At 63.7% G+C, this 22,812-nt stretch carries 23 protein-coding genes; 14 read left to right on the top strand and 9 right to left on the bottom strand.

Going from position 1 to position 22,812, the window contains the following annotated elements:
• Nucleotides 1-51 precede the first annotated feature (51 nt).
• Genes AC0L25_RS15525 through rsmA form a run of 3 tightly spaced genes read left to right on the top strand, consistent with a single transcriptional unit; the run spans nucleotide 52 to nucleotide 2,877 of the window.
• Nucleotides 52-984 (top strand): SurA N-terminal domain-containing protein, encoded by a 933-nt coding sequence (locus AC0L25_RS15525; RefSeq protein ID WP_473596305.1) that lies wholly within the window; start codon nucleotides 52-54, stop codon nucleotides 982-984.
• Nucleotides 981-2,015, top strand: a complete 1,035-nt coding sequence (gene pdxA, locus AC0L25_RS15520) for a 4-hydroxythreonine-4-phosphate dehydrogenase PdxA (protein WP_473596359.1) — start codon at nucleotides 981-983, stop codon at nucleotides 2,013-2,015. The genes AC0L25_RS15525 and pdxA overlap by 4 nt, the downstream gene beginning before the upstream one ends.
• 22 nt (nucleotides 2,016-2,037) lie before the next feature.
• Complete coding sequence (gene rsmA, locus AC0L25_RS15515) at nucleotides 2,038-2,877, top strand: 16S rRNA (adenine(1518)-N(6)/adenine(1519)-N(6))-dimethyltransferase RsmA (RefSeq protein WP_473596304.1); 840 nt, start codon at nucleotides 2,038-2,040, stop codon at nucleotides 2,875-2,877.
• A 137-nt stretch (nucleotides 2,878-3,014) separates the two neighbouring features.
• Here rsmA and gmk read toward each other — a convergent pair whose 3' ends face one another.
• From gmk to fabD, 9 genes are all read right to left on the bottom strand, one after another.
• On the bottom strand, nucleotides 3,015-3,689 hold the full coding sequence (gmk, locus tag AC0L25_RS15510) for a guanylate kinase (RefSeq protein ID WP_167378860.1): 675 nt from the start codon (nucleotides 3,687-3,689) through the stop codon (nucleotides 3,015-3,017).
• Nucleotides 3,690-3,694: 5 nt separating this feature from the next.
• On the bottom strand, nucleotides 3,695-4,585 hold the full coding sequence (locus AC0L25_RS15505) for a YicC/YloC family endoribonuclease (protein ID WP_473596303.1): 891 nt from the start codon (nucleotides 4,583-4,585) through the stop codon (nucleotides 3,695-3,697).
• Nucleotides 4,586-4,760: 175 nt separating this feature from the next.
• Nucleotides 4,761-6,002, bottom strand: a complete 1,242-nt coding sequence (gene mltG / locus AC0L25_RS15500) for an endolytic transglycosylase MltG (protein WP_473596302.1) — start codon at nucleotides 6,000-6,002, stop codon at nucleotides 4,761-4,763.
• 102 nt (nucleotides 6,003-6,104) lie between these two features.
• Complete coding sequence (gene fabF, locus AC0L25_RS15495; RefSeq protein WP_473596301.1) at nucleotides 6,105-7,367, bottom strand: beta-ketoacyl-ACP synthase II; 1,263 nt, start codon at nucleotides 7,365-7,367, stop codon at nucleotides 6,105-6,107.
• 34 nt (nucleotides 7,368-7,401) lie between these two features.
• Complete coding sequence (locus AC0L25_RS15490; RefSeq protein WP_006203723.1) at nucleotides 7,402-7,638, bottom strand: acyl carrier protein; 237 nt, start codon at nucleotides 7,636-7,638, stop codon at nucleotides 7,402-7,404.
• A gap of 189 nt (nucleotides 7,639-7,827) precedes the next feature.
• Nucleotides 7,828-8,565 carry a 3-oxoacyl-[acyl-carrier-protein] reductase gene (fabG, locus tag AC0L25_RS15485; RefSeq protein ID WP_473596300.1) on the bottom strand — a complete coding sequence of 246 codons (738 nt, stop codon included), beginning with the start codon at nucleotides 8,563-8,565 and terminating at the stop codon, nucleotides 7,828-7,830.
• 40 nt (nucleotides 8,566-8,605) lie between these two features.
• A complete protein-coding gene (locus AC0L25_RS15480) occupies nucleotides 8,606-8,872 on the bottom strand; it encodes a type II toxin-antitoxin system RelE family toxin (RefSeq protein WP_473596299.1) in 267 nt (88 codons plus the stop codon).
• Entirely contained in the window at nucleotides 8,856-9,077 is a 222-nt protein-coding gene (gene relB, locus AC0L25_RS15475; RefSeq protein WP_473596298.1) for a type II toxin-antitoxin system RelB family antitoxin, read from the bottom strand. The genes AC0L25_RS15480 and relB overlap by 17 nt, the downstream gene beginning before the upstream one ends.
• Nucleotides 9,078-9,146: 69 nt before the next feature.
• A complete protein-coding gene (gene fabD / locus AC0L25_RS15470) occupies nucleotides 9,147-10,100 on the bottom strand; it encodes an ACP S-malonyltransferase (RefSeq protein ID WP_473596297.1) in 954 nt (317 codons plus the stop codon).
• Between the two features lie 268 nt (nucleotides 10,101-10,368).
• Between fabD and AC0L25_RS15465 the strand changes: the two genes are divergently transcribed.
• From AC0L25_RS15465 to purF, 11 genes are all read left to right on the top strand, one after another.
• Entirely contained in the window at nucleotides 10,369-12,294 is a 1,926-nt protein-coding gene (locus tag AC0L25_RS15465) for an LTA synthase family protein (RefSeq protein ID WP_473596296.1), read from the top strand.
• Between the two features lie 302 nt (nucleotides 12,295-12,596).
• Nucleotides 12,597-13,091 (top strand): 30S ribosomal protein S6, encoded by a 495-nt coding sequence (gene rpsF, locus AC0L25_RS15460; protein ID WP_029354402.1) that lies wholly within the window; start codon nucleotides 12,597-12,599, stop codon nucleotides 13,089-13,091.
• Nucleotides 13,091-13,339: a 30S ribosomal protein S18 gene (gene rpsR / locus AC0L25_RS15455; RefSeq protein WP_006203718.1), complete on the top strand. Its 249-nt coding sequence runs from the start codon at nucleotides 13,091-13,093 to the stop codon at nucleotides 13,337-13,339. The genes rpsF and rpsR overlap by 1 nt, the downstream gene beginning before the upstream one ends.
• A gap of 210 nt (nucleotides 13,340-13,549) precedes the next feature.
• On the top strand, nucleotides 13,550-14,134 hold the full coding sequence (gene rplI, locus AC0L25_RS15450; protein WP_473596295.1) for a 50S ribosomal protein L9: 585 nt from the start codon (nucleotides 13,550-13,552) through the stop codon (nucleotides 14,132-14,134).
• 277 nt (nucleotides 14,135-14,411) lie between these two features.
• Nucleotides 14,412-15,701 (top strand): class I SAM-dependent methyltransferase, encoded by a 1,290-nt coding sequence (locus AC0L25_RS15445; RefSeq protein WP_473596294.1) that lies wholly within the window; start codon nucleotides 14,412-14,414, stop codon nucleotides 15,699-15,701.
• 87 nt (nucleotides 15,702-15,788) lie between these two features.
• Nucleotides 15,789-16,112: a YnfA family protein gene (locus AC0L25_RS15440; RefSeq protein ID WP_091590534.1), complete on the top strand. Its 324-nt coding sequence runs from the start codon at nucleotides 15,789-15,791 to the stop codon at nucleotides 16,110-16,112.
• A 3-nt stretch (nucleotides 16,113-16,115) separates the two neighbouring features.
• A complete protein-coding gene (locus AC0L25_RS15435; RefSeq protein ID WP_473596293.1) occupies nucleotides 16,116-17,078 on the top strand; it encodes a small ribosomal subunit Rsm22 family protein in 963 nt (320 codons plus the stop codon).
• Nucleotides 17,079-17,326: 248 nt separating this feature from the next.
• Nucleotides 17,327-18,817 carry a replicative DNA helicase gene (locus tag AC0L25_RS15430; protein WP_473596292.1) on the top strand — a complete coding sequence of 497 codons (1,491 nt, stop codon included), beginning with the start codon at nucleotides 17,327-17,329 and terminating at the stop codon, nucleotides 18,815-18,817.
• Between the two features lie 251 nt (nucleotides 18,818-19,068).
• A complete protein-coding gene (radA, locus tag AC0L25_RS15425) occupies nucleotides 19,069-20,472 on the top strand; it encodes a DNA repair protein RadA (RefSeq protein ID WP_473596291.1) in 1,404 nt (467 codons plus the stop codon).
• Between the two features lie 27 nt (nucleotides 20,473-20,499).
• Complete coding sequence (locus AC0L25_RS15420) at nucleotides 20,500-21,153, top strand: CvpA family protein (RefSeq protein ID WP_473596290.1); 654 nt, start codon at nucleotides 20,500-20,502, stop codon at nucleotides 21,151-21,153.
• Between the two features lie 78 nt (nucleotides 21,154-21,231).
• Nucleotides 21,232-22,701, top strand: coding sequence for an amidophosphoribosyltransferase (gene purF / locus AC0L25_RS15415; protein ID WP_473596289.1), 1,470 nt, complete (start codon nucleotides 21,232-21,234; stop codon nucleotides 22,699-22,701).
• The last annotated feature ends 111 nt before the right edge of the window (nucleotides 22,702-22,812 follow it).

Genomic DNA, 22,812 nt, shown 5'->3' with positions numbered 1-22,812 from the left:
CAGCTCCCTCAAAATGGGATAGAATTGGGCCGGAACCGAGATAGAATTGGGATGCTTTCGATGAGGAAATACCTCTTTTCGGCAGGGTTCGCGCTGCTGGTGGCGGCGACCTCGGCCTCGATCACCATGATGACGCCGCCGGCTTTCGCCAGCCAGATCAAATACGTCGTCAACAACGTACCGATCACCACCGGCGACATCCAGCATCGGGCTGCCTTCCTGCGCCTGCAGCGCAAGAAAGGCGACGCCGCCCAGGAGATGATCGAGCAGACGCTGCGCGTCGCCGAAGCCAGGCGTCTCGGCATCCGCATCGGCGACGCCCAGGTCGACGCCGCCTATCAGCGCTTTGCCACGACCAACAAGATGCAGCTCAAGCAACTCGACGGCGTCATGGCGCAGTCCGGCGTCGGCAAGGAGCATTTCAAGGAATTCATCCGCTCCCAGATGGCCTGGAACCAGGCGCTGACCGCGCGCCATCGCTCCGACAGCGGCGGCGCCATGAGCGAGCAGGACGTGGTCAGGCGCATGCTCGACAATGGCGGCACCAAGCCGACCGCCATGGAGTACATGCTGCAGCAGGTCATCTTCGTTGTGCCGGCGGCCGAGCGCAGCGCGACGTTGGCCAAGCGCAAGCGCGAGGCCGACGCCATGCGCGCCCGCTTCAACGGCTGCAACACCTCGCGCGAATTTGCCAAGGGCCTGATCGACGTCACAGTTCGCGATCTCGGCCGGATACTGGCGCCGCAATTGCCGCCGGACTGGGCCGACCAGATCAAGGCCACCAAGGTCGGCGGCGCCACCCCCACGCGCGAAACAGACCGCGGCGTCGAGTTCATCGGCATCTGTTCGTCGCGCGAAGTGTCCGACGACAAGGCCGCCCAGATGGTATTCCAGAGCGAAGGCGCGAGCGGCAAGGACGCCGACGAGCTCTCCAAGAAATATGTCGAGGAGTTGCGGAAGAAAGCCCGCATCGTCGAGCGCTGAAGTCGCCAGAGGCAGCACTGCCGCTGGCGCTGAGCGCCGGCGATCCATCCGGCGTCGGGCCGGAAATCGCCATTGCCGCCTGGCAGGCGCGCGACAGCGCCGCTGTGCCGCCCTTCTATCTTATCGCCGATCCGGCGCTGATTGCCGCACGGGCGCGCCTGCTCGGCGCCGATGTGCCAATCACGGAAATAATGCCAGCCGAAGCGGCGCGCGTCTTTGCGCGCGCCCTGCCCGTCATGCCGCCTGTCGCCCGCTTCGTCGACAACCCCGGACGGCCGGACCCAGCCAACGCCGCCGGCATCATCGAGGCCATCGACCGCGCTGTTGACGACTGCCTTGGCGGCCGCGCAGCGGCAGTCGTCACCTGCCCGATCGCCAAGAAACCGCTCTATGATGCCGGCTTCCGTTTCCCCGGCCACACCGAATATCTGGCGCATCTGGCGACGCTCCACACCGGCGCACAAGCGATGCCGGTGATGATGCTTGCCGGTCCCCAGTTGCGCACGGTCCCGGTCACTATCCACATTGCGCTGTGCGAGGTGCCGAAAGCACTGACCACGGACTTGATCGTCGCGACCGCCCGCGTCACCGCCGCCGACCTCGAACATCGCTTCGGCATCGCCAAGCCGCGGCTTGCCATTGCCGGACTCAATCCGCATGCCGGCGAAGGCGGCGCGATGGGCGCCGAGGACGAGCACGTCATCCGCCCGGCGATCGACAGGCTGAGGGCGGAGGGCATCGACGCTTTCGGGCCGTTGCCGGCCGACACGCTGTTCCATGCCCGTGCCCGAGCCGGCTACGATGTGGCGCTGTGCATGTATCACGACCAGGCGCTGATCCCGGCCAAGGCGCTGGCGTTCGACGAGGCGGTCAACGTCACGCTCGGCCTACCCTTCATCCGCACCTCACCGGATCACGGCACGGCCTTCGATATCGCCGGCAAGGGCATCGCCCGGGCCGACAGCCTGATCGCGGCGCTAAGGCTCGCCCGCAGGCTTGCCGACACCGAGACGAAGGCTGCCGCCGCATGAGCCTTTGCATGAGAGCGGTCGCATGAGCATCGACGGGCTGCCGCCGTTGCGCGCGGTGATCGAACGCCATGGGCTGCAGGCGAAAAAGGCGCTCGGCCAGAATTTTCTGCTCGACCTCAACCTGACCGGCAAGATCGCGCGCGCCGCCGGCGATCTGACGGACGCCACGGTAATCGAGGTTGGTCCGGGTCCCGGCGGCCTAACCCGGGCGCTGCTTTCCCACGGCGCTGGTCGGGTCATCGCCATCGAGCGCGACGAGCGTTGCCTGGCAGCGCTTGCGGAGGTGTCAGACCACTATCCGGGCCGGCTCGAGATCATTGCCGGCGATGCGCTGAAAACGGATTTTGCAGCGCTTGCCAAAGGCGCACATGGGGGCAATGGATCTGTGAGGATCATCGCCAACCTGCCCTACAATATCGGCACCGAACTTTTGATACGCTGGCTGACCGTCGCCGAGTGGCCACCCTTCTATGCATCGATGACGCTGATGTTCCAGCGCGAGGTGGCCGAGCGCATCGTCGCTCGCCCCGGCAGCGATGCCTATGGCCGGCTCGGCGTGCTGGCTGGCTGGCGGACGGAGGCAAAAATCGCTTTCGACGTGCCGCCGCAAGCGTTCACGCCGCCTCCCAAGGTGGTGTCGTCGGTGGTGCATCTGGTGCCGCGGGCAAGTCCCCTGCCCACCGAGGTCAAGAAGCTCAGCCGCGTCACCGAAGCGGCTTTCGGCCAGCGCCGTAAAATGCTGCGGCAGAGCGTCAAGAGCCTCGGCGGCGAAGCCCTGCTCACCCGCGCCGGCATTGACCCGACGCGGCGCGCCGAAACGCTTGACGTCGAGGAATTCGTGCGACTGACCAACGCGGTTTAGCTCTCTTCTCCCCGTTTGCGGGGAGAAGATGCCGGCAGGCAGATGAAGGGCAGCGCGAACCAACGAAGGAGCGGCGCCGCCCCTCATCCGGCCCTTCGGGCCACCTTCTCCCCGTGAACGGGGAGAAGGAAGAGGCATCAATCCGTCTTCTCGTCGAGCAATCCCGAGACGAAATCGAACAGGCCGGGCCGGCGATCGCGTCTGAGCCGCTCGGCGGTGACAATGCCGCGCACTTCGGCGAAGGCACGGTCGAGATCGTCGTTGATGATGACGAAATCATATTCCTTCCAGTGCTCGATCTCGTTGCGGGCGTTCTTCAGACGCGTCTCGATCACCGATTCCTGGTCCTCGGCCCGGCGCTTCAGCCGCGCCTTCAATTCTTTCATCGAGGGCGGCAGGATGAAGATCGAGACGATGTCGGCGCGCATCTTCTCCTTGAGCTGCTGGGCGCCCTGCCAGTCGATGTCGAACAGCATGTCGCGGCCCTGTGCCAGCGCCAGTTCGGCCGGTTCACGCGGCGTCGCATAGCAATTGCCATGCACTTCGGCCCATTCGAGCAGTTCGTCGGAATCGCGCAGCCGCTCGAACTCACGCATGGTGCGGAAATGATAGTGGACGCCTTCGATCTCGCTGCCGCGGCGCGGCCGCGTGGTGACGGAGACCGACAGTTCGAGACTGGAATCGCTCTCCAGAAGATTGCGCGCGATGGTCGACTTGCCGGCGCCGGACGGCGACGACAGCACGAGCATCAAACCCCGGCGGCGAATGCGGGAACCCAAGTCCCTGGCAACCATAGGCTCCTTGGCGACCATCAGGGCTACTCCAGATTCTGGACCTGTTCGCGAAACTGGTCGACGACCGCCTTCAGCTCCAGCCCTATGGCGGTGATCGCAGCGGCGTTCGACTTCGAACACAGCGTATTCGATTCGCGGTTGAATTCCTGCGCCAGAAAATCGAGCTTGCGGCCGATGGCGCCGCCGCCTGCCAGCAGCACCCGACCGGACGCCACATGCGTCTTCAGTCGGTCGATCTCCTCGCGGATGTCGGCCTTGGTAGCCAGGAACGCCGCTTCCATATGCAACCGGCTGGCGTCGAGATTGGCGGAAGCATCCATCAGCAGCCGAACCTGCTCGGCAATCCGTTCACGGATCACCGCCGGCTCGCGCGACGGATCGGCCTCGGCGCGCAGCGTCAGCGCCTCGATAGCGTCGATATGGCCGGACAGCAGCGAGCGCAGGGCGGCTCCCTCGCCCTGGCGTGCCTGCTCCAGCCCGCCCAGCGCCACTTCGAGCGTTGAAAGAATCGCGTTGTCGAGCGCCGCCCGCGCCTCTTCGGTTTCGGTGGTTTCAGGGATGTCGAGCACGCCGCGTAGCGAAAGCAGCCCGTCGGCTGTCGCAGGCGCTGCGCCGAACTGCTCCTGCAGCCGCTTGGCCAGCCCGGCCAGATCCCTCAGGAAGTCCTCGTTGACCACGGGCTGCGCCTGCTGGCCGGCGGCGCGGCCGACGGTCAGCGTTGCCTGGAAATTGCCGCGCGCAAAGCGCTTTTGGACTGTCTGCCTGACGGCCGGCTCCAGCCGCTCGAGGCCCTGCGGCAGCCGCAGTCTGACCTCGGCGCTCTTGCCGTTGACCGACTTGACCTCCCAGGCGATCGACGTGCCGTCATGTTCGGCGACGGCCCGTGCAAAACCGGTCATGCTCTGCAAATTCATGATGCCCTTGCTTCCCCCTGGCGCATGAGCCCGGAAGCGGTTCCGGGCCAGACCATGCGCGGCTTCAAATGACGGAGCGCCTTCGCCGAATCGGACGCAAGAGGCTCCTGATCACAAAATCAGCACGTCCCTGCCGTCAAACGAATCGGAGGGACGATCCCAGAACCGTCCGGCGCTACTGCGCCGCCGCTCCCGCATCGCCGTCGTCGCCGCCGTCCACCGGCGCATCGGTCTGACCTTCCACCTTGGCGGCGTCGGCCTTGGCAGCACCGGCCTTGGCGGCCTCATCGGCCAGCTTCTTCTGCAGCGCCCGGTAGCGGGCGACGTTCTCGTTGTGCTCGGCGAGCGTCGCGGCAAAGACGTGACCGCCGGTGCCGTCGGCGACGAAATAGAGGTCGTCGGTCTTCGACGGGTTGGCCACCGCCTCCAGCGCCGCGCGGCCAGGATTGGCGATCGGCGTCGGCGGCAAGCCATTGATCAGATAAGTGTTGTAAGGCGTCGGCTTCTTGATGTCCGACTGGTAGATCGGGCGGTCCGCGGGTTTGCCCTTGCCGCCGAACAGGCCGTAAATAATGGTCGGATCGGACTGCAGCCGCATGCCCTTGGCCAGCCGATTGAGAAAGACGGCGGCGACCCGTGAGCGTTCGTCGCCCTTGCCCGTCTCCTTCTCGACGATCGAAGCCAGGATGACGAAGTCGTCGACATTGGCCAGAGGCAGATCGGGGGCGCGTCGCTGCCAGACGTCCTCGACCAGCTTCTTCTGATCCGCCAAAAGCTTATCGACCATCTGCTGGCGTGTCGCGCCGCGGGTGAAACGCAGCGTGTCGGTAGCAAGGCTGCCCTCGGGTGGAATGATCGCCGGCATATCGCCGTCGAGCGCTGCCTGATCGGCGATGCGCTGCAGCGCCTGCTCGACCGTCAGTCCCTCGGGGACGGTCAGCGAATACATCACCGACTTGCCGCTCTTCAGCAACTCCATGATGTCGCGCATGGAGGCCTGCGGTTTGATCTCGTATTCGCCGGCCTTCAGTGCCGAATCATTGCCAAAGGCACGCACGCCAAGGCGGAAGATGCGCGCGTCGCTGATCAGTCCGCGCCGCTCGAGCTGCTCTGCAATTTCCTGGACGCCGGTGTTCGGCTTGACCAGGAAAGTGTCGGCATTGGCAGACGGGCCGGGCTCGTTGAATTCCTGCTTGCCGAAATACAATGCAAAACCGGCCGCCAGAACCAACAGCATCACCAAGGAGATGACGAAGTTCATGAACACAACGAACTGGCTGCGCGAGGCGCGCGAGCGCTTGGGCGGCGGCGTGCCGGCTTCAGGCCGCAATGCCTCGCTGGCCGTCTTCGGCACGATCGGACTCGACGGTGTGGATCGTCGCCCGAATTCCCCGTTGTCCGCCGCATTCGTGTTCATGGCGCCCTACCGTTTGGTCCTGCAACGAATCCCCTTGGGCAGAGTAGGGGCGAATATGGCAAAATTGACGGCAGGCATACACCGTGCCGGCCGGCGGACCGGTCAGCCATTGTAGCGCTGGAAAACCAGCGAGGCGTTGGTGCCGCCGAAGCCGAAGGAATTGGACAGCGCCACGTCGATCTGGCGGGCGCGCGGCTTGTGCGGCACCAGGTCGATCGCCGTTTCGCGTTCCGGATTGTCGAGATTGATGGTGGCCGGCGCGATGTTATCGCGAATGGCGAGGATCGAAAAGATCGCCTCGGCGGCGCCCGCCGCACCCAGAAGATGGCCTATCGACGACTTGGTCGACGACATCGATATTTTCGACGCGGCGTTGCCGACCAGCCGCTCGACGGCGCCGAGCTCGATCGTGTCGGCCATGGTCGAGGTGCCGTGCGCGTTGATGTAGTCGACGTCTGCGGGCGTCAGCTTGGCCCGGTTCAGCGCCGCAACCATGCAGCGGAAGGCGCCGTCGCCATCTTCGGCCGGCGCGGTGATGTGATAGGCATCGCCGGTCAGGCCGTAACCGGTGACTTCCGCATAGATCTTGGCGCCGCGAGCCTTGGCGTGCTCCAGCTCCTCCAGAATGACGACGCCGGCGCCCTCACCCATGACGAAGCCATCGCGGTCGCGGTCATAGGGACGCGAGGCCGTTTCCGGAGCGTCGTTGCGGTCGGTCGACAGCGCCCGGCAGGCCGCGAAACCGGCGATCGACAGCCGCGTCACCGGCGCTTCCGCGCCGCCTGCGACCATCACGTCGGCATCGCCCCACATGATCAGCCGGGCAGCATCGCCGATGGCGTGCGCGCCGGTGGAGCAAGCGGTGACGACAGCGTGGTTGGGGCCTTTCAGCCCATGCCGGATCGAAACCTGGCCGGATACGAGATTGATGATCTGGCCGGGGATAAAGAACGGGCTGATGCGGCGTGGACCGCGCTCCTTCAGGATCATCGCGTTCTCGGCGATGCCTTCGATGCCGCCGATGCCGGAGCCGATCAGCACCCCGGTGGCGCACTGCTCCTCATGCGACTTCGGCGCCCACCCCGAATCCTTCAGCGCCTCGTCGGCAGCCGCGATCCCGTAGAGGATGAAGTCGCCGATCTTGCGCAGTTCCTTCGGCTCGAGAACGGCCTCGGGATTGAAGGTGGCGTTCTCACCATTGCCGCGCGGAATGACGTGGGCGACCTTGCAGGCAAGATCCTCCACCTCGAACTCGGTGATGCGCTTGGCTGCGCTGCGGCCGGTCAGAAGCTCCTTCCAGCCATGCTCGAAGCCCACGCCGAACGGCGAAAGCAGCCCAAGGCCCGTGACGACGACACGCCTCATCGCAGGTCCTCCTCGGTGGTGACTGCAAATAGCGTCAGGCCGAAGCCTTATCGATGTACTTCACCGCATCGCCAACAGTCAGAATAGTTTCGGCCGCATCGTCCGGGATCTCGACGCCGAATTCTTCTTCGAACGCCATGACGAGTTCGACCGTGTCGAGACTGTCCGCGCCCAGATCATCGATGAAGCTCGCCTGCTCCGTCACCTTGTCGGCATCGACGCCAAGGTGCTCGATAACGATCTTCTTGACGCGCTCTGCGGTGTCACTCATTTGGGCATCCTCGTCTTTTGTTTGTCTGTCTTCGTTAGCGGGCAGAATGCCGCTAATCAAGCTGAAAGATGGTCCTGTCGGAAACGCAACGGCACCGGACCGGTTTTTGCCCGAACCGCCGGGTTGCGGGCCGCATTACACGAAAATCGGCCTGGGTCCAAGGCGAAAACGGGTGTTTTCCCGCAACTGTCAAATCATCGCCATGCCGCCATTCACATGAATGGTCTGGCCGGTGACATAGGCAGCTTCGTTGGAGGCGAGGTAGGCGACGGCGGAGGCGACTTCGGCGCTGGTGCCCATGCGCCGTGTCGGGATCGCCGCCATGATCGCCTCTTTCTGCTTGTCGTTGAGCTTGTCGGTCATCGCCGATTCGATGAAGCCCGGGGCGACGCAGTTGACAGTGATGTTGCGGGTGGCGATCTCCTGCGCCAGCGACTTGGAAAAGCCGATCATGCCGGCCTTGGAGGCGCAGTAATTGGTCTGGCCGGGATTGCCGGTAACGCCAACCACAGAGGTGATGTTGATGATGCGGCCGTGCCGGCGCCGCATCATCGGATGGGTGAGTTCGCGGGTCAGCCGGAACACGGCGGTCAGATTGACCTCGAGCACCGTATCCCAGTCGGCGTCCGCCATGCGCACGAAAAGGCCGTCCTTGGCGATGCCGGCATTGTTGACAAGAATGTCGACGCCTTCGAGATCGGCCTCGACCTTCTGGCCAAGCGCCTTGACCTCGTCGCGATTGGAAAGGTTGGCCGGGAACAGCTTGACCCGGTCGCCGAGCTCGGCGGCCAGCGTCTCCAGCTTTTCGACGCGGGTGCCGTGCAGGCCGACGATGGCGCCCTGCGCATGCAGCACCCGGGCGATCGCCTCGCCGATGCCCCCCGATGCGCCTGTGACGAGCGCCTTGCGGCCGGTCAATTCAAACATGTATTATTCCTTTTCAAATCATACAGGCCGGTGAGTTCGACTATTTATAGACATCGCCTCGGTGGCCTATGGTTACCACCAGAATGACGAGCCGGTTATCCTGGACATCGCAAATGATCCTATAGTCGCCGACGCGATATCTCCAAAAGGTTGCGAGCGGACCCTTCAGTGGCTTGCCGAGTTCACGCGGATTATCGAGGACGGCAATGCGATTTTCAATAAAATCGCGGATGCGGTGACGTGTCTGCGGATCCAGTTTTTCGACGAACTTACGCGCCGAGCGGGCATATTCAAGCGTCCAGGCCACGCCAGAAGTCCTCGGCTCTCATGACGTCCTCTTCACCGCGCCTGATCCGCTCCAGGACTTCGGCGGCCAAATAATAGTCCTCCATGTCTTCCAGACCACGTTCGATGAGCTCGCGCAGATAGTAGGCCTTGCTGCGACCAGTCTTGGCTGCGAGAAAATCCAGGCGCTGTTCGACTTCAGGAGAAAGGCGGATCGATGTGGGCATGCCGGACCTCCTTGCGATACATGTATTCATGTAGCGCCAAGCGCCAGTGAATTCAAGCCAAGTGGCGGCTCACCCCAGCGCCGCCAGCGCCGCCTCGACATCGGCTGGCGTGCCGACGGCGCCGGTGGCGATGTCGCGGTTGATGCGCCGCGCCAGTCCCGACAGCACCTTGCCGGCGCCCACCTCGTATAGCGTCGCAATGCCATTCGCGCCGAACCACTCCACCGTTTCGCGCCAGCGCACGCGCCCCGTCACCTGTTCGACCAGGCTGCGGGCGATTGCGTCCGGATCGCTGGACGGGGTGACCGACACGTTGGAGACCACCGGCACGACGGGCGCGTTCTTCGTGACTTCGGCCAGTGCCTCGCGCATGATCTCGGCCGCCGGCGCCATCAGCGCCGAATGGAAAGGCGCCGAAACCTGCAGCATCAGCGCCCGCTTGGCGCCCTTTTCCGTGCACAGTCTCGCCCCCAGTTCGATCGCTGCCCTGGCGCCGGAGATCACCAGTTGGCCACCGCCATTGTCGTTGGCGATCTGGCAAACTGAATCTTTGGCTGAACCTTTGGCCGCTTCAGCGCAGGCGGCTTCGACATCGGCCTGTTCCAGCCCGATGATCGCCGCCATGGCGCCTTCGCCGGCCGGCACAGCAGCCTGCATGGCATTGCCGCGGATACGCAAGAGCCGGGCGGCATCGGCGACCGAAACGAAACCGGTTGCGGCAAGTGCTGAATATTCGCCGAGCGAATGGCCGGCGACATAGGCGACCTTGTCCTTCAACGAGAAGCCGCGCGATTCCAGCGCCCGGATCGCGGCGAGCGACACAGCCATCAGCGCCGGCTGGGCATTGGCGGTCAGCGTCAGTCTCTCTTCCGGCCCATCCCAGATCAGCTTCGACAGGTTTTCGCCAAGCGCGTCGTCAACCTCTTCGAATATCTTCCGCGATTCTGGAAAGGCGTCGGCGAGGTCCTTGCCCATGCCGACAGCCTGGCTGCCCTGTCCCGGAAAGGTGAATGCGACGGCCATGTGTGGCTCCCCAAGCGGCTGATTTTTCCTGCCTGTGACGCGAGGCGGGCGCGCAAGTCAAGTCCGCCATCGGCTCGACCCGGGCCGCTCCGGCTCGGTATCGCTGGCCGAGTCCCTGTTCCAAAAGGCTTTTTTTCGATCACTCATGATGAAAATCGCTCACGATTCGTTTGCTGGCTCTTCTTATTTCAGCCACAGGCGCTAGCTTTTCGTGACGTATAGATGACAGCTCAATGACACTTTTGTGTATGGTCGGGGGAATTGTAAGGTGGCAAGGACTAGGAAAGGCGTTGGCAAAGCCGCGCCACAGTTTCTGGAAGGCGATCCGGCCACCGGCTATCTGCCGGGCCGGAAATGGCCCGTTATCCGCTATGGCCTCGTCAGCCTTCTCGCCGCCACCATCCTGGTTTTTGCGACCGAACTGATCGTGCGCGGCGACTTTGCCGGAACCGTCGCCTTCTTCCTGCAGCCCTTCAAGCCGGGCTGGACCACCATCATCATCTTCGCGCTGATCCTGGTCGGCCTCGACGCCGTGCTCGGCCGCAGCCACCAGAGCCTGATGATCGTCGCGCCGCTTACCCTGGCGCTGGCCTTTGTCGGCCATCAGAAATCGCTCTATCTCGGCGATCCGCTCTATCCGACCGATTTCCTCTATTCACGCCAGATCGTGGCGCTGATGCCGCTTCTGGTGCGCGAACGCCCGGGAACCGCCCTCGCCCTGGCGGGCGGCATCGTCGGTGGGCTGTGGCTGCTCGTTTATGGCTGGCGGCTGTGGCGCCGCCGCGTGCCGGCGCTCAGCCGCAAGGGGCGCCTTGCCCGGCTGACGCTGACCGTGCCGCTGCTCGCCTTCTTCGTCTCGATCATGGACTACGCAACCTTCTCGTGGACGCGCGACCGGCTGCAGATCATCCCGATCATGTGGGACCAGAAGGAAAACTACGCCTCCAACGGTTTTGCGCTCGCCTTTGCGCTCAACGTGCCGATGGCCCATGTCTCGGCGCCTGCCGGTTATTCCGACAAGTCGATCGCGGCAATCGACAGGCCTGCTGTGACGGCCTCGGTGCCGGCCGAGAAGCCCGACATCATCATTGTCATGAGCGAATCGTTCTGGGATCCGACCGAGCTGCCCGGCGTCACCATCACGCCCGATCCGATTCCCAATGTGCGGGCGCTGCGCTCGGGCTACATGTTCTCACCCGAATTCGGCGGCATGACCGCCAATGTCGAATTCGAGGCGCTGACCGGCTTTTCCAACGCCTTCCTGCCGGCCGGCAGCATCCCCTACCAGCAATATGTCCGCGCCCCGGTGCCGTCGATGGCGACGTTCCTGAAGAGCCAGGGCTATGAGACGCGCGCTATCCATCCCGGCACGAGCTGGTTCTGGAACCGCACGCCGGTCTACGCGGATTTCGGCTTCGACGACTTCAAGTCGGAAGAAAATATGCCATATCTCGAAAAGCGCGGGCCGCTGGCCTCGGACGCGGCAATGACCGACGAGATCATCCGCGAGGCCGATGCCAGCGACGATCCGCTCTTCTTCTTCGCCGTCAGCCTGCAGAATCACGGACCCTACGAGCCGAATCGCTATTACAATCCGACCCACAAGGTGCAGGCGCCGACCAGCCAGTGGGCAAAGGATTCCCTGCTGAGCTTCACCGAGGGTGCATCCGACGCCGATAAGGGCCTCGAGCGCCTTGTCGAATGGGCGAAGAACCGCAAGCGGCCGACGGTCATCGCCTTCTTCGGCGACCATCTGCCGCCGCTCGGCCCGGTCTATGTCGAGACCGGCTTCCTCAAGGACAATGTCGCGCCGCGCAAAGAGCCGCCTGACCAGATGCTGCTGCATCACCAGACGCCGCTCGTCGTATGGTCGAACCGCACCGGGCCGGCCGCGGACATGGGCGCGGTAAGCCCGGCTTTCCTGCCCTACCATATCCTGACCACGGCCGGGATCAGCCATCCCTATTACACCGGCTTCCTCGGCCAGATGCGCGACCGCTACAGCGTCGTCGACCGTAATTTGCTGATGACGCCGACGGGCGAGGACACGCCCGATTGGGCGCGACAGAAGAAGATCGATCCGGCCATTCGCGATTTCCGTCTGCTGCAATACGACATGATGTTCGGCCAGCGCCATGCGGCGCCCGATTTCTTCCCGGAAACGGTGAACAAGCGCGTCCCGCATACAAGCTGAAGACGCCGCGACATGTCGTCCTTGGAGCGGCGGGTTTTCGGCTCGCCCTTGCCTTGCGGCCAAATTCCTATATAGACGCCCGCAATCTGCCGGTCCTTGCTGGGGGCTGAACGGAGGGCCGGAGGTTTTTTCGAAGACCTTCGTGTGGAGCCAGAAGCGCTTCCGCCTCCCGTGTCTCCGCTCTCGACCGTCTCGTCATGCTCCTTTCTTCCCCGCCCCCTCTAGGGATCGGCGGGTCAGAGAAGTTGCAGAGGCTTTTGCCGCGGGAACCGGGAGAGAAACGAAGAAAGGCAAAGAACAATATGGCTCTTTACGAACATGTGTTTCTTGCCCGGCAGGACCTCTCGCAGCAGCAGGTCGATGCGCTTGTCGAACAGTACAAGGGCGTCATCTCCGCGAATGGCGGGTCCGTCGGCCGGGTCGAGAACTGGGGACTGAAGTCCCTCACCTACCGGGTCAACAAGAACCGGAAGGCATATTATACGCTGATGGACATCACCTGCCCGCCGGCCGCGCTCAACGAGATGGAGCGCCAGATGGGCCTGTCCGAGGACGTGCTGCGTTTCCTCACCATCAAGGTCGATGCGCATGAGGAAGGCCCGTCGGCGATGATGCAGAAGCGCGAAGAGCGTTCGGAACGCGGCGGCTTCGGCGACCGTGACCGTGGCCCGCGCTCGTTCGGCGACCGTGATCGCGGCGACCGTGGCGATCGCCCGCCGCGCAGCTTCGGTGGCGATGCGGGTGCAGACCGTGGTCCGCGCCGTCCGCGCGAAGGTGTTGAAGGGGGTGCAGAATAATGGTCGACATCAATCAGATCCCGACCCGGCGCCCGTTCCATCGCCGCCGCAAGACCTGCCCGTTCTCCGGCGCGAACGCGCCTAAGATCGACTACAAGGACGTACGTCTTCTGCAGCGCTACATTTCCGAGCGCGGCAAGATCGTGCCGTCCCGCATCACCGCCGTCAGCCAGAAGAAGCAGCGCGAACTCGCCAAGGCGATCAAGCGCGCCCGCTTCCTCGGCCTGCTGCCCTACGTGGTTCGCTAACGCTCTTTAGCGGGCGGTTCGCCGCCCGCTTTTCCCACGGCGACGGGCGCCGCAGGGTTGCCATCAAATCCCGGGTTGAGGTGAAGACCTCTAACTGCCGCGACAGGCAGGACAGCGACACAGGCGGCGACGCCCTCAGCTTCCTGACCTGTTCCCAGATAATTCGGCGTCGATGCCAGTGATTTGGCGCCCAAACAAAGGAACAAAACCATGGAAGTCATTCTTCTCGAGCGCGTTTCCCGCCTCGGCCAGATGGGCGACACCGTCAAGGTCAAGGATGGATTCGCCCGCAACTTCCTGCTGCCGCAGGGCAAGGCGCTGCGCGCCAACGAAGCCAACAAAAAGAAATTCGAAGGTCAGCGCGCCCAACTCGAAGCCCGCAACCTCGAGCGCAAGTCCGAGGCTCTGCAGATTTCGGAAAAGCTCGACGGCAAGAGCTTCATCGCCGTGCGTTCGGCCGGCGAAACCGGCCAGCTCTACGGCTCGGTGTCGACCCGCGACATCGCCGAGTTGCTGACGGCGGAAGGTTTTTCGGTTAACCGCAACCAGATCCTGCTCAACCAGCCGATCAAGACCATCGGCCTCACCAATGTGGCGATCGCGCTGCATCCGGAAGTCGAGGTCACGATCACGCTCAACATCGCCCGCACGGCCGACGAAGCCGAGCGCCAGGCCAAGGGCGAGACGCTGACCACAGCCGAAGCCATCTATGGCGACGACATCAACGACAATGCGCGCCCGGACAATTTCTTCGATCCCAATGCCGAGTTCGAAGGCGGCGAAGACAACGGCTGATTGCACGTCACAAGGCGTTCAGAGCGGCGCTTCAAAACGTTTCGTCGGCTTCCAGTCATTTCTGGACCAATGCCCGGGCCCCTAGCCTGGGCATTTTTGTGCCAAAAGGAACTTTCCGAACCCCTATATGTTGAGGCAGAGTACAGCGCCGCGCGTCCTTTGGACGCGCAAAGGATGCTGTAGAACTTTGGTTTGGCGCATGATCCTTCCGAAAATCGATTTCGATCTTCGGGTCGTGCGCCGAGACAGCGTGTCTGACCGAGAGGGGACATTGGTCATGAATATTCTGCTGAAACGCATTCTCGACCGCCTGGTGCGCACCGGCAATCTCAAAGTCACCGGGCCGAAGGGCCTCTCGGTGATTTTCGGCGATGGCACCGGCGAGCCGGTGCACATGCACATCAAGACCGCGCATGCCGAGCGCGCCATCACCTTCGATCCGATGCTGGCGGTGCCGGAGGCCTATATGGACGGCGAACTCGACATACTCGAGGGCGGCGTGCTGGGAGTGATGCGCATCGCCTTCCAGAATATGGGTAGCGGCGGCATCGACGCCACCTGGTCTAAGGCGATCGAGGGCCTGCGCCACGCTTTCCGCCGCCTGCAGCAGATCAACACGGCGGCGCGCGCGCGACGTAACGTGCAGCGCCACTATGATCTGTCGGGCGACCTCTACCGGCTCTTCCTCGACGAGGACATGCAGTATTCCTGCGCCTATTTCGAGCAGCCGGACATGACGCTCGATGAGGCGCAGGCCGCCAAGAAGCGCCACATCGCCGCCAAGCTCAGGCTGAAGGCCGGCCAGACGGTGCTCGACATCGGCTCCGGCTGGGGCGGGCTCGGCCTCTATCTCGCCAAGTCCTTCGATGTGGACGTGCAAGGTGTGACGTTGTCGACCGAGCAGCATGGCGTCGCCACCGACCGCGCCCATGCGCAAGGCCTGGAAAACCGCGTGCATTTCGAAGTGAGGGATTATCGCGAGCTTAACGAACGCTTCGACCGCATCGTCTCGGTCGGCATGTTTGAGCATGTCGGCGTCAATCACTACCGCACTTTCTTCGAGAAATCGGCGACGCTCTTGAAGCCGGACGGCGTCATGCTGCTGCACACGATCGGCCGCTCCGGCGCGCCGTGGGCAACCAGCGCCTTCATCCGCAAATACATCTTTCCGGGCGGCTACATCCCCTCGCTCTCGGAAGTAATGCCGGCGATCGAAAAGTCGGGCCTCATCGTCACCGACATCGAAATCCTGCGGCTGCATTATGCCGAGACGCTGAGGCATTGGAGCGAGCGCTTCGCCGCCAATCGAGACAAGGCCAAGGCGATCTATGACGAACGGTTCTGCCGCATGTGGGAGTTCTACCTGGGAGCCTCGGAAGCAGCCTTCCGCTGGCAGGATCTGGTGATCTTCCAGATCCAGATCGCCAAGAAGAACGACACGCTGCCAATGTCTCGCGACTATATGGCCAAATGCGAGAAGGCGCTGGAGATGCGCGACATGGGGCATCGCCCAAAAGCCCCTGCCGCCAAGCCCGCGCGACGCCGCAAGGTGGCAGACACGGAATAGACTGCCGGCGATCACGCCATTGCCGCTTGCCATCGCCGGCCCTAACGCTGAAAAAAGGTCTCGTCGCCCGCCGCGAGACCTTTTTTCATGACCTATCTCATCTACATCGTTGCTGCCCTTGCCGAGATCGCCGGCTGCTTTTCGATCTGGGCTTGGTGGCGGCTGGAAAAGTCACCGCTGTGGCTGGCGCCGGGCCTGGTTTCGCTCGCTTTGTTCGGCTTCCTGCTGGCGCTGGTAGACATCAGCGCGGCGGGCCGTGCCTATGCTGCCTATGGCGGCATTTACATCGCCGCCTCGCTCGGATGGCTATGGCTGGTGGAAGGCGTGCGCCCCGACCGCTGGGATCTTGCCGGTTCCGCGCTCTGCATCGTTGGCGCCTCGGTCATCCTGCTCGCACCTCGGGGTGCCTGAGCCATGGAACTGCCTATCCCACTTCGACAGAGCGTCGAGCGCCTCCTCGAGAAAGTGCCGCTGCCGACGCTGAAGCAAGCGGCAAAAACGCTGTCGGACCGCTACCGCGCCGAACTGCGCGACGGCCGTCTGCACATGGCCGAGGAGATGGCGGTTAAGGCCTATCTGGCGACGCGGCTGCCGGCGACCTATGCCGCCGTCCGTGCCAGCCTCGATGCGCTCAGCGAGGCAAGATCCGATTATGCTCCGAAAACCCTGCTCGATATAGGCGCCGGCCCTGGTACGGTGCTTTGGGCCGCGCTCGATCTCTGGCCCGACCTCGAGCAGGCGGTGCTCATCGAGGCGAGCGCCGCGGTGCGCCGGGTCGGCGAGGCGCTTGCCACTGAGGCGATGACGGCAAGGACCGCCTGGCTGGCCGGCGATGTCACCCTCGATCTCGCCGATCTCAAGCCGGCCGAGTTGGTCACCTGCGCCTATGTGCTGGACGAGATCGGACCGGCGTCGGTGCCAAAACTCATCGACCGGCTCTGGCACCTGACCGACAACACGCTGCTGGTCGTCGAGCCGGGCACGCCGGCCGGATGGCAGCGCATTCTTTCCGTGCGCCGGCAGCTGGTCGAGGCGGGCGCGCATGTGCTTGCGCCTTGCCCGCATGAGGCGCCCTGCCCGCTCGTGCCGCCCGACTGGTGCCATTTTTCGCGGCGCGTCGCGCGTTCGCGCCTGCACCGGCTGGCCAAAGACGCCGACGTGCCATGGGAGGACGAGAAATTCATCTACGTCGCCGCCTCCCGCCAAGCTGTTGCCCCACCGCAGGCACGTGTGATCGCACCGCCGAAATCAGGCTCCGGCAAGGTCCTGCTGAAACTTTGCGAAAAGGACGGCAGTGCCGACGAGAAACTGTTCACCAAGCGCGACGGTGATGCGTTCAAGATAGCGCGACGGTTGGACTGGGGCGACCCAGTCTAATCTCGCATCGATTCCTGTGCAGCTCCCTTCTCTTCGATTTTGTTCTTGCTTTGTTCAAAGCGTCGCGTAGAATCGCGACCTTGCCGAGTCAAATGGAATCAGAGCCCGGGAGTTCTGTCCTGTGGACGGTTTGCCGTTCCTGTGAACAGCGGGCATCAACGCTGATTGAGCGCGAGTGATGCATATAAGTCAGCACCGGCTTTTTCTCGTTCTGATATCGAGAGACCGGGATCGAAATCGGGGACATTATGGCAGAGGCAGCACGAAAATTCGGCGTGGCGGAAACACCGCTCTATCGCGAGGCACCGAACAACATCGAAGCCGAACAGGCGCTGCTCGGTGCCATCCTCGTCAATAACGACGCCTTCTACCGCGTCTCGGATTTCCTGAAATCCGGCCATTTTTACGAGCCGCTGCATAGAAAGATCTTCGAAGTCGCCGCCGAACTCATCCGTATGGGGAAGTTAGCGACACCGATCACGCTGAAGACCTTCCTGCCTGCCGACGAGAAGGTCGGCGACATGACGGTTGCGCAATATGTCGTACGGCTGGCCGTCGAAGCGGTCACCGTGGTTAACGCCGCCGACTATGGCCGCGCCATCTACGATCTCGCCACGCGACGCGCACTGATCACCGTCGGCGAAGACATGGTCAACATCGCCTACGACGCGCCAGTCGACATGTCACCGTCCGAGCAGATCGAGGATGCCGAGCGGCGCCTGTTCGAACTGGCCGAGACCGGCCGCTACGATGGCGGCTTCGAGAGCTTCACCGACGCGGTTAAAACCGCCGTCGACATGGCCAACGCCGCCTATATGCGCGACGGGCACCTGTCGGGCGTCGCCACGGGCCTGCGCGATCTCGACCGCCGCATGGGCGGCCTGCAGCCGTCCGATCTGATCATCATCGCCGGCCGCCCCGGCATGGGCAAGACCTCGCTCGCCACCAACATGGCCTTCAACATCGCCGAAGCCTATGTCCCGGCGCAACAGGCCGACGGCTCGTTCAAGGCGGCCAATGGCGGCGTCGTCGGCTTCTTCTCGCTCGAAATGTCGTCGGAACAGCTCGCCACCCGCATCATTTCCGAGCAGACCGAAATCCCGTCGTCGAAAATCCGCCGCGGCGAGATCAGCGAGATGGATTTCGAAAAGCTGGTCGCTTGCTCGCAGACGATGCAGAAGATCCCGCTGTTCATCGACCAGACCGGCGGCATCTCGATCGCCCAGCTCTCGGCGCGCGCGCGGCGGCTGAAGCGCCAGCGCGGCCTCGACGTCATCGTCATCGACTATATCCAGCTGATGCAGGGATCGAGCGCGAAATCCTCACAGAACCGCGTGCAGGAGATCACCGAAATCACCACCGGCCTGAAGGCGCTGGCCAAGGAGCTTGCCGTACCGATCATCGCGCTGTCGCAGCTGTCGCGCCAGGTCGAAAGCCGTGACGACAAGCGCCCGCAGCTGTCGGATCTGCGTGAATCGGGCTCGATCGAGCAGGACGCCGATGTGGTGATGTTCGTCTACCGCGAGGAATACTATCTGAAGAACCGCGAGCCGAAGCCGGGCACCGACGAATACATCAAATGGGAAAACGAGATGAACGAGATGCGCGGCAAGGCAGAAGTCATCATCGCCAAGCAACGCCATGGGCCGACCGGCTCGGTCAGCCTCGCCTTCCAGGGCGAGTTCACCCGCTTCTCCGACCTCGCCGAGGAGCATCATATTGCGGAGAGGTTTGAGTAGGCGCTTGTCCGACGTCGCACCAAAGATGCGGGATAGCAGCGCTCTACGGCGCCCCCCTCTGTCCTGCCGGACATCTCCCCCACAAGGAGGGAGATTGGCCGTCACCTACGCCGGCCCTCTTTTCTGCAACGCTGAAAATTGGCGAAGCCCGACGCGCAGTCCGATCTCTCCCCAAGTGGGGGAGATGTCCGGCAGGACAGAGGGGGGCGCGAAGGATCACGGCCCCCGCCAGCAGGCGGGAAGGTAAAAGCTTGGCTAAATCGCGCATCCAGTTCATCTGCCAGAATTGCGGATCGGTGCATCAGCGCTGGGCCGGTAAATGCGATGCCTGCGGCGAGTGGAACACGCTGGTCGAGGAAGGCACGTCCGGCGGGATCGGCTCGGGCCCGGCCAACACCCGCAATGCGCGCAAGGGCCGCGCCGTGGTGCTCACGACTTTGTCCGGCGATATCGAGGATGCGCCGCGCATCGTCTCCGGCATCGGCGAACTCGACCGCGCCACCGGCGGCGGGTTCGTGCGCGGCTCGGCCCTTCTGGTCGGCGGCGATCCCGGCATCGGCAAGTCGACGCTGTTGACCCAGGCTGCCGCAGCGCTGGCGTCCAAGGGCCACCGCATCGTCTATGTCTCGGGCGAAGAGGCGGTTGCCCAGATCAGACTGCGTGCGCAGCGGCTCGGCGTCGCCGATACTCCGGTGGAGCTTGCCGCCGAAACCAATGTCGAGGACATCCTCGCCACCATCGCCGACGGCAAGCGGCCGGATTTGGTGATTCTGGACTCGATCCAGACCTTGTGGACCGACATGGCCGATTCGGCCCCCGGCACCGTCACCCAGGTGCGTGCCGCCGCCCAGGCGATGATCCGCTATGCGAAATCCACAGGAGCGGCGATCGTGCTCGTCGGCCACGTCACCAAGGAAGGCCAGATTGCCGGGCCGCGCGTCGTCGAGCATATGGTCGATGCGGTGCTCTATTTCGAGGGCGAAGGCGGCCACCACTACCGCATCCTGCGCACGGTGAAGAACCGCTTCGGACCGACCGACGAGATCGGCGTCTTCGAAATGTCTGACATGGGCCTGCGCGAGGTCGCCAATCCGTCCGAGCTTTTTCTCGGCGAACGCCATGCGAAAGCGCCGGGCGCCGCGGTTTTCGCCGGCATGGAAGGTACAAGGCCGGTGCTGGTCGAGATCCAGGCGCTGGTGGCGCCGTCATCGCTGGGCACGCCGCGCCGCGCCGTCGTCGGTTGGGACGGTGCCCGGCTGTCGATGATCCTCGCCGTTCTCGAAGCCCATTGCGGCGTCCGCTTTGGCACCCATGACGTCTATCTCAACGTCGCCGGCGGCTACCGTATCTCGGAGCCGGCTGCCGATCTGGCGGTGGCGGCCGCACTGGTTTCCTCGCTCACCGGTCTTGCCCTTCCCGCCGATTGCGTCTATTTCGGCGAAATCAGCCTTTCGGGCGCCGTGAGGCCGGTTGCGCATGCGCAGCAGCGCTTGAAGGAAGCCGAAAAGCTGGGTTTTGGAAGCGCGGTTCTGCCCTTGGGCAGCGAGGAGCTTGCCGGCGGGATAGGGGCCGGCGCTTTCCAGCCCACCGAGCTTGCCGATCTCGTGGCGCGCATAGCCGGCTCACGGCGCAACCGCGCCGACGAGGAAGAGTGACGCGGCTCATGAAGTGGGGCAAAAGACATGCCGATTACGCTGCTTGACGGAATTCTCGTCGGCTTCACCTTGGTCTCGGCGATGCTCGCTATGGTTCGCGGCTTTTCGCGCGAGATCCTCTCCGTCATCTCCTGGATAGCGGCGGCGGCGGCGGCGTTCTTTTTCTACCAACCGGTCCTGCCTTACGTTCAGCCCTATGTCGACAATGAGAAGATTGCCATGGCCGCCGCCGCCGGCATCGTCTTCATCGTCGCGCTGATCGTCGTTTCCGTCATCACCATGAAACTCGCCGACTGGATCATCGATTCCAGGGTCGGCGCGCTCGACCGCACGCTCGGCTTCCTGTATGGCGCGGCCCGCGGCATCCTGGTCGTCGCGGTGGCCCTGCTGTTCTTCAACTGGCTGGCCGGCGCCAAGGCTCCGGGCTGGGTCGCCAACGCCAAGTCGCGGCCGCTGCTCGAATCGATCGGCGCCAAGCTCGAAAGCCTGCTGCCCGAGGATCCGGAAAACGCGATCCTCAACAGGCTCAATCCGAACCAGCCGGCACCCGAGACCGGCGCCGAGACACCTCCGGCAGCGGACGCACCGGCAGCGGACGCACCGGCAGCCGGCGACGATGCTCCGGCGCTCGACGGGAGCGCGACCGACGCGCCACCGGCCAATCCGGCGCCGGCAAACTGACGATCATGTGAAAGCCGCAAACTCTACGTTGCTCTTGGGCAGTCATCACACTATATAGCGACTTTAGCGGAGCTGAAGATGGCAGACGCAGACGACGTGCTTTCCGCCGAAGCTGACGATCATTTCCATGACGAATGCGGTGTGTTCGGTATTTTTGGACGGCAGGACGCCGCGGCTATCGTCACGCTCGGCCTGCATGCGTTGCAGCATCGCGGCCAGGAAGCGGCCGGTATCGTTTCCTATGACGGCACCCAGTTCCATGTCGAACATCATGTCGGCCTGATCGGCGACACCTTCACCAAGCAGCGCGTCATCGACAGCCTGCAGGGCAACCGCGCCATCGGCCACACGCGCTACGCCACCACAGGCGGCGCCGGCCAGCGCAACATCCAGCCGTTTTTCGCCGAGCTCGCCGATGGCGGCTTCGCCGTCGCCCACAACGGCAACCTCACCAACGCCATGACCGTGCAGCGCGCGCTGCAGAAACAAGGCGCGATCTTCTCGTCGACCTCCGACACCGAGACGCTGCTGCATCTGGTCGCCACCAGCAGGGAACGCGATCTCAACTCGCGCTTCATCGATGCGGTGCGCCAGGTCGAAGGCGCCTTCTCGCTGGTGGCGATGACTTCCAAGAAGATGATCGGTTGCCGCGATCCGCTCGGCATTCGCCCGCTGGTGCTCGGCGATCTCGACGGCGCCTCGATCCTGGCTTCCGAAACCTGCGCGCTCGACATCATCGGCGCCCGTTTCGTGCGCGACCTGAAGCCCGGCGAGATGGTCGTCGTCACCGCCAAGGGCATCGAGAGCCTGTTTCCGTTCGAGCCGCAGAAGACCCGCTTCTGCATCTTCGAGTATGTTTATTTCGCACGCCCGGATTCGTCGGTCGAAGGCCGCAACGTCTACGAGGTGCGCAAGCGCATCGGCGCCGAGCTGGCGCTGGAAAGCCCGGTCGACGCCGACATCGTCGTGCCGGTGCCGGACAGCGGCACCCCGGCGGCGATCGGCTTTTCGCAAGCCGCGGGCATCCCGTTCGAGCTCGGCATCATCCGCAATCACTATGTCGGCCGTACCTTCATCCAGCCCGGCGATTCGATCCGCCACATGGGTGTCAAGCTCAAGCACAACGCCAACCGCCGCATGATCGAAGGCAAGCGCGTGGTGCTGGTCGATGATTCGATCGTGCGCGGCACCACGAGCCAGAAGATCGTGCAGATGGTGCGCGATGCCGGCGCCAAGGAAGTGCACATGCGCATCGCCTCGCCGCCGACACGCGCTTCCTGCTTCTACGGCGTCGACACGCCGGAGAAATCGAAGCTGCTCGCGTCGCGCATGTCGGTCGAAGAGATGGCCGAGTTCATCCGCGTCGATTCACTCGGATTCCTGTCGATCGACGGGCTCTATCGCGCCGTCGGCGAGGCCGGCCGCGATAACGAGCAGCCGCAATTCTGCGACGCCTGCTTCACCGGGCAGTATCCGACTCGGCTCGCCGACTTCGAAGGCTCCGACAATGTGCGCACGCTGTCGCTCTTGGCAGCGGGCGGGGCGTAGGTCTTGCTGCAACCCGCGAATTTTGCCGGTTTGCAAATTTCGTCGCGATTGCTGTGTCGCGCCCCCTCTGTCCTGCCGGACATCATAGAGCGCTAACCTTCGGAGCTGCCC

The sequence above is a fragment of the Mesorhizobium sp. WSM4813 genome (assembly GCF_055811555.1).
This window is presented reverse-complemented; position numbering and strand designations above follow the sequence as displayed.

What these genes read in the sequence shown, in the direction of transcription:
- mltG (WP_473596302.1), bottom strand. Translation starts at nt 6,002, where the DNA reads ATGAACACGAATGCGGCGGACAACGGGGAATTCGGGCGACGATCCACA.
- AC0L25_RS15525 (WP_473596305.1), top strand. Translation starts at nt 52, where the DNA reads ATGCTTTCGATGAGGAAATACCTCTTTTCGGCAGGGTTCGCGCTGCTG.
- AC0L25_RS15420 (WP_473596290.1), top strand. Translation starts at nt 20,500, where the DNA reads ATGCCGATTACGCTGCTTGACGGAATTCTCGTCGGCTTCACCTTGGTC.
- rplI (WP_473596295.1), top strand. Translation starts at nt 13,550, where the DNA reads ATGGAAGTCATTCTTCTCGAGCGCGTTTCCCGCCTCGGCCAGATGGGC.
- rpsF (WP_029354402.1), top strand. Translation starts at nt 12,597, where the DNA reads ATGGCTCTTTACGAACATGTGTTTCTTGCCCGGCAGGACCTCTCGCAG.
- AC0L25_RS15505 (WP_473596303.1), bottom strand. Translation starts at nt 4,585, where the DNA reads ATGAATTTGCAGAGCATGACCGGTTTTGCACGGGCCGTCGCCGAACAT.
- AC0L25_RS15435 (WP_473596293.1), top strand. Translation starts at nt 16,116, where the DNA reads ATGGAACTGCCTATCCCACTTCGACAGAGCGTCGAGCGCCTCCTCGAG.
- purF (WP_473596289.1), top strand. Translation starts at nt 21,232, where the DNA reads ATGGCAGACGCAGACGACGTGCTTTCCGCCGAAGCTGACGATCATTTC.
- AC0L25_RS15490 (WP_006203723.1), bottom strand. Translation starts at nt 7,638, where the DNA reads ATGAGTGACACCGCAGAGCGCGTCAAGAAGATCGTTATCGAGCACCTT.
- AC0L25_RS15430 (WP_473596292.1), top strand. Translation starts at nt 17,327, where the DNA reads ATGGCAGAGGCAGCACGAAAATTCGGCGTGGCGGAAACACCGCTCTAT.
- fabG (WP_473596300.1), bottom strand. Translation starts at nt 8,565, where the DNA reads ATGTTTGAATTGACCGGCCGCAAGGCGCTCGTCACAGGCGCATCGGGG.
- relB (WP_473596298.1), bottom strand. Translation starts at nt 9,077, where the DNA reads ATGCCCACATCGATCCGCCTTTCTCCTGAAGTCGAACAGCGCCTGGAT.
- AC0L25_RS15440 (WP_091590534.1), top strand. Translation starts at nt 15,789, where the DNA reads ATGACCTATCTCATCTACATCGTTGCTGCCCTTGCCGAGATCGCCGGC.
- gmk (WP_167378860.1), bottom strand. Translation starts at nt 3,689, where the DNA reads ATGGTCGCCAAGGAGCCTATGGTTGCCAGGGACTTGGGTTCCCGCATT.
- rpsR (WP_006203718.1), top strand. Translation starts at nt 13,091, where the DNA reads ATGGTCGACATCAATCAGATCCCGACCCGGCGCCCGTTCCATCGCCGC.
- fabD (WP_473596297.1), bottom strand. Translation starts at nt 10,100, where the DNA reads ATGGCCGTCGCATTCACCTTTCCGGGACAGGGCAGCCAGGCTGTCGGC.
- rsmA (WP_473596304.1), top strand. Translation starts at nt 2,038, where the DNA reads ATGAGCATCGACGGGCTGCCGCCGTTGCGCGCGGTGATCGAACGCCAT.
- AC0L25_RS15445 (WP_473596294.1), top strand. Translation starts at nt 14,412, where the DNA reads ATGAATATTCTGCTGAAACGCATTCTCGACCGCCTGGTGCGCACCGGC.
- fabF (WP_473596301.1), bottom strand. Translation starts at nt 7,367, where the DNA reads ATGAGGCGTGTCGTCGTCACGGGCCTTGGGCTGCTTTCGCCGTTCGGC.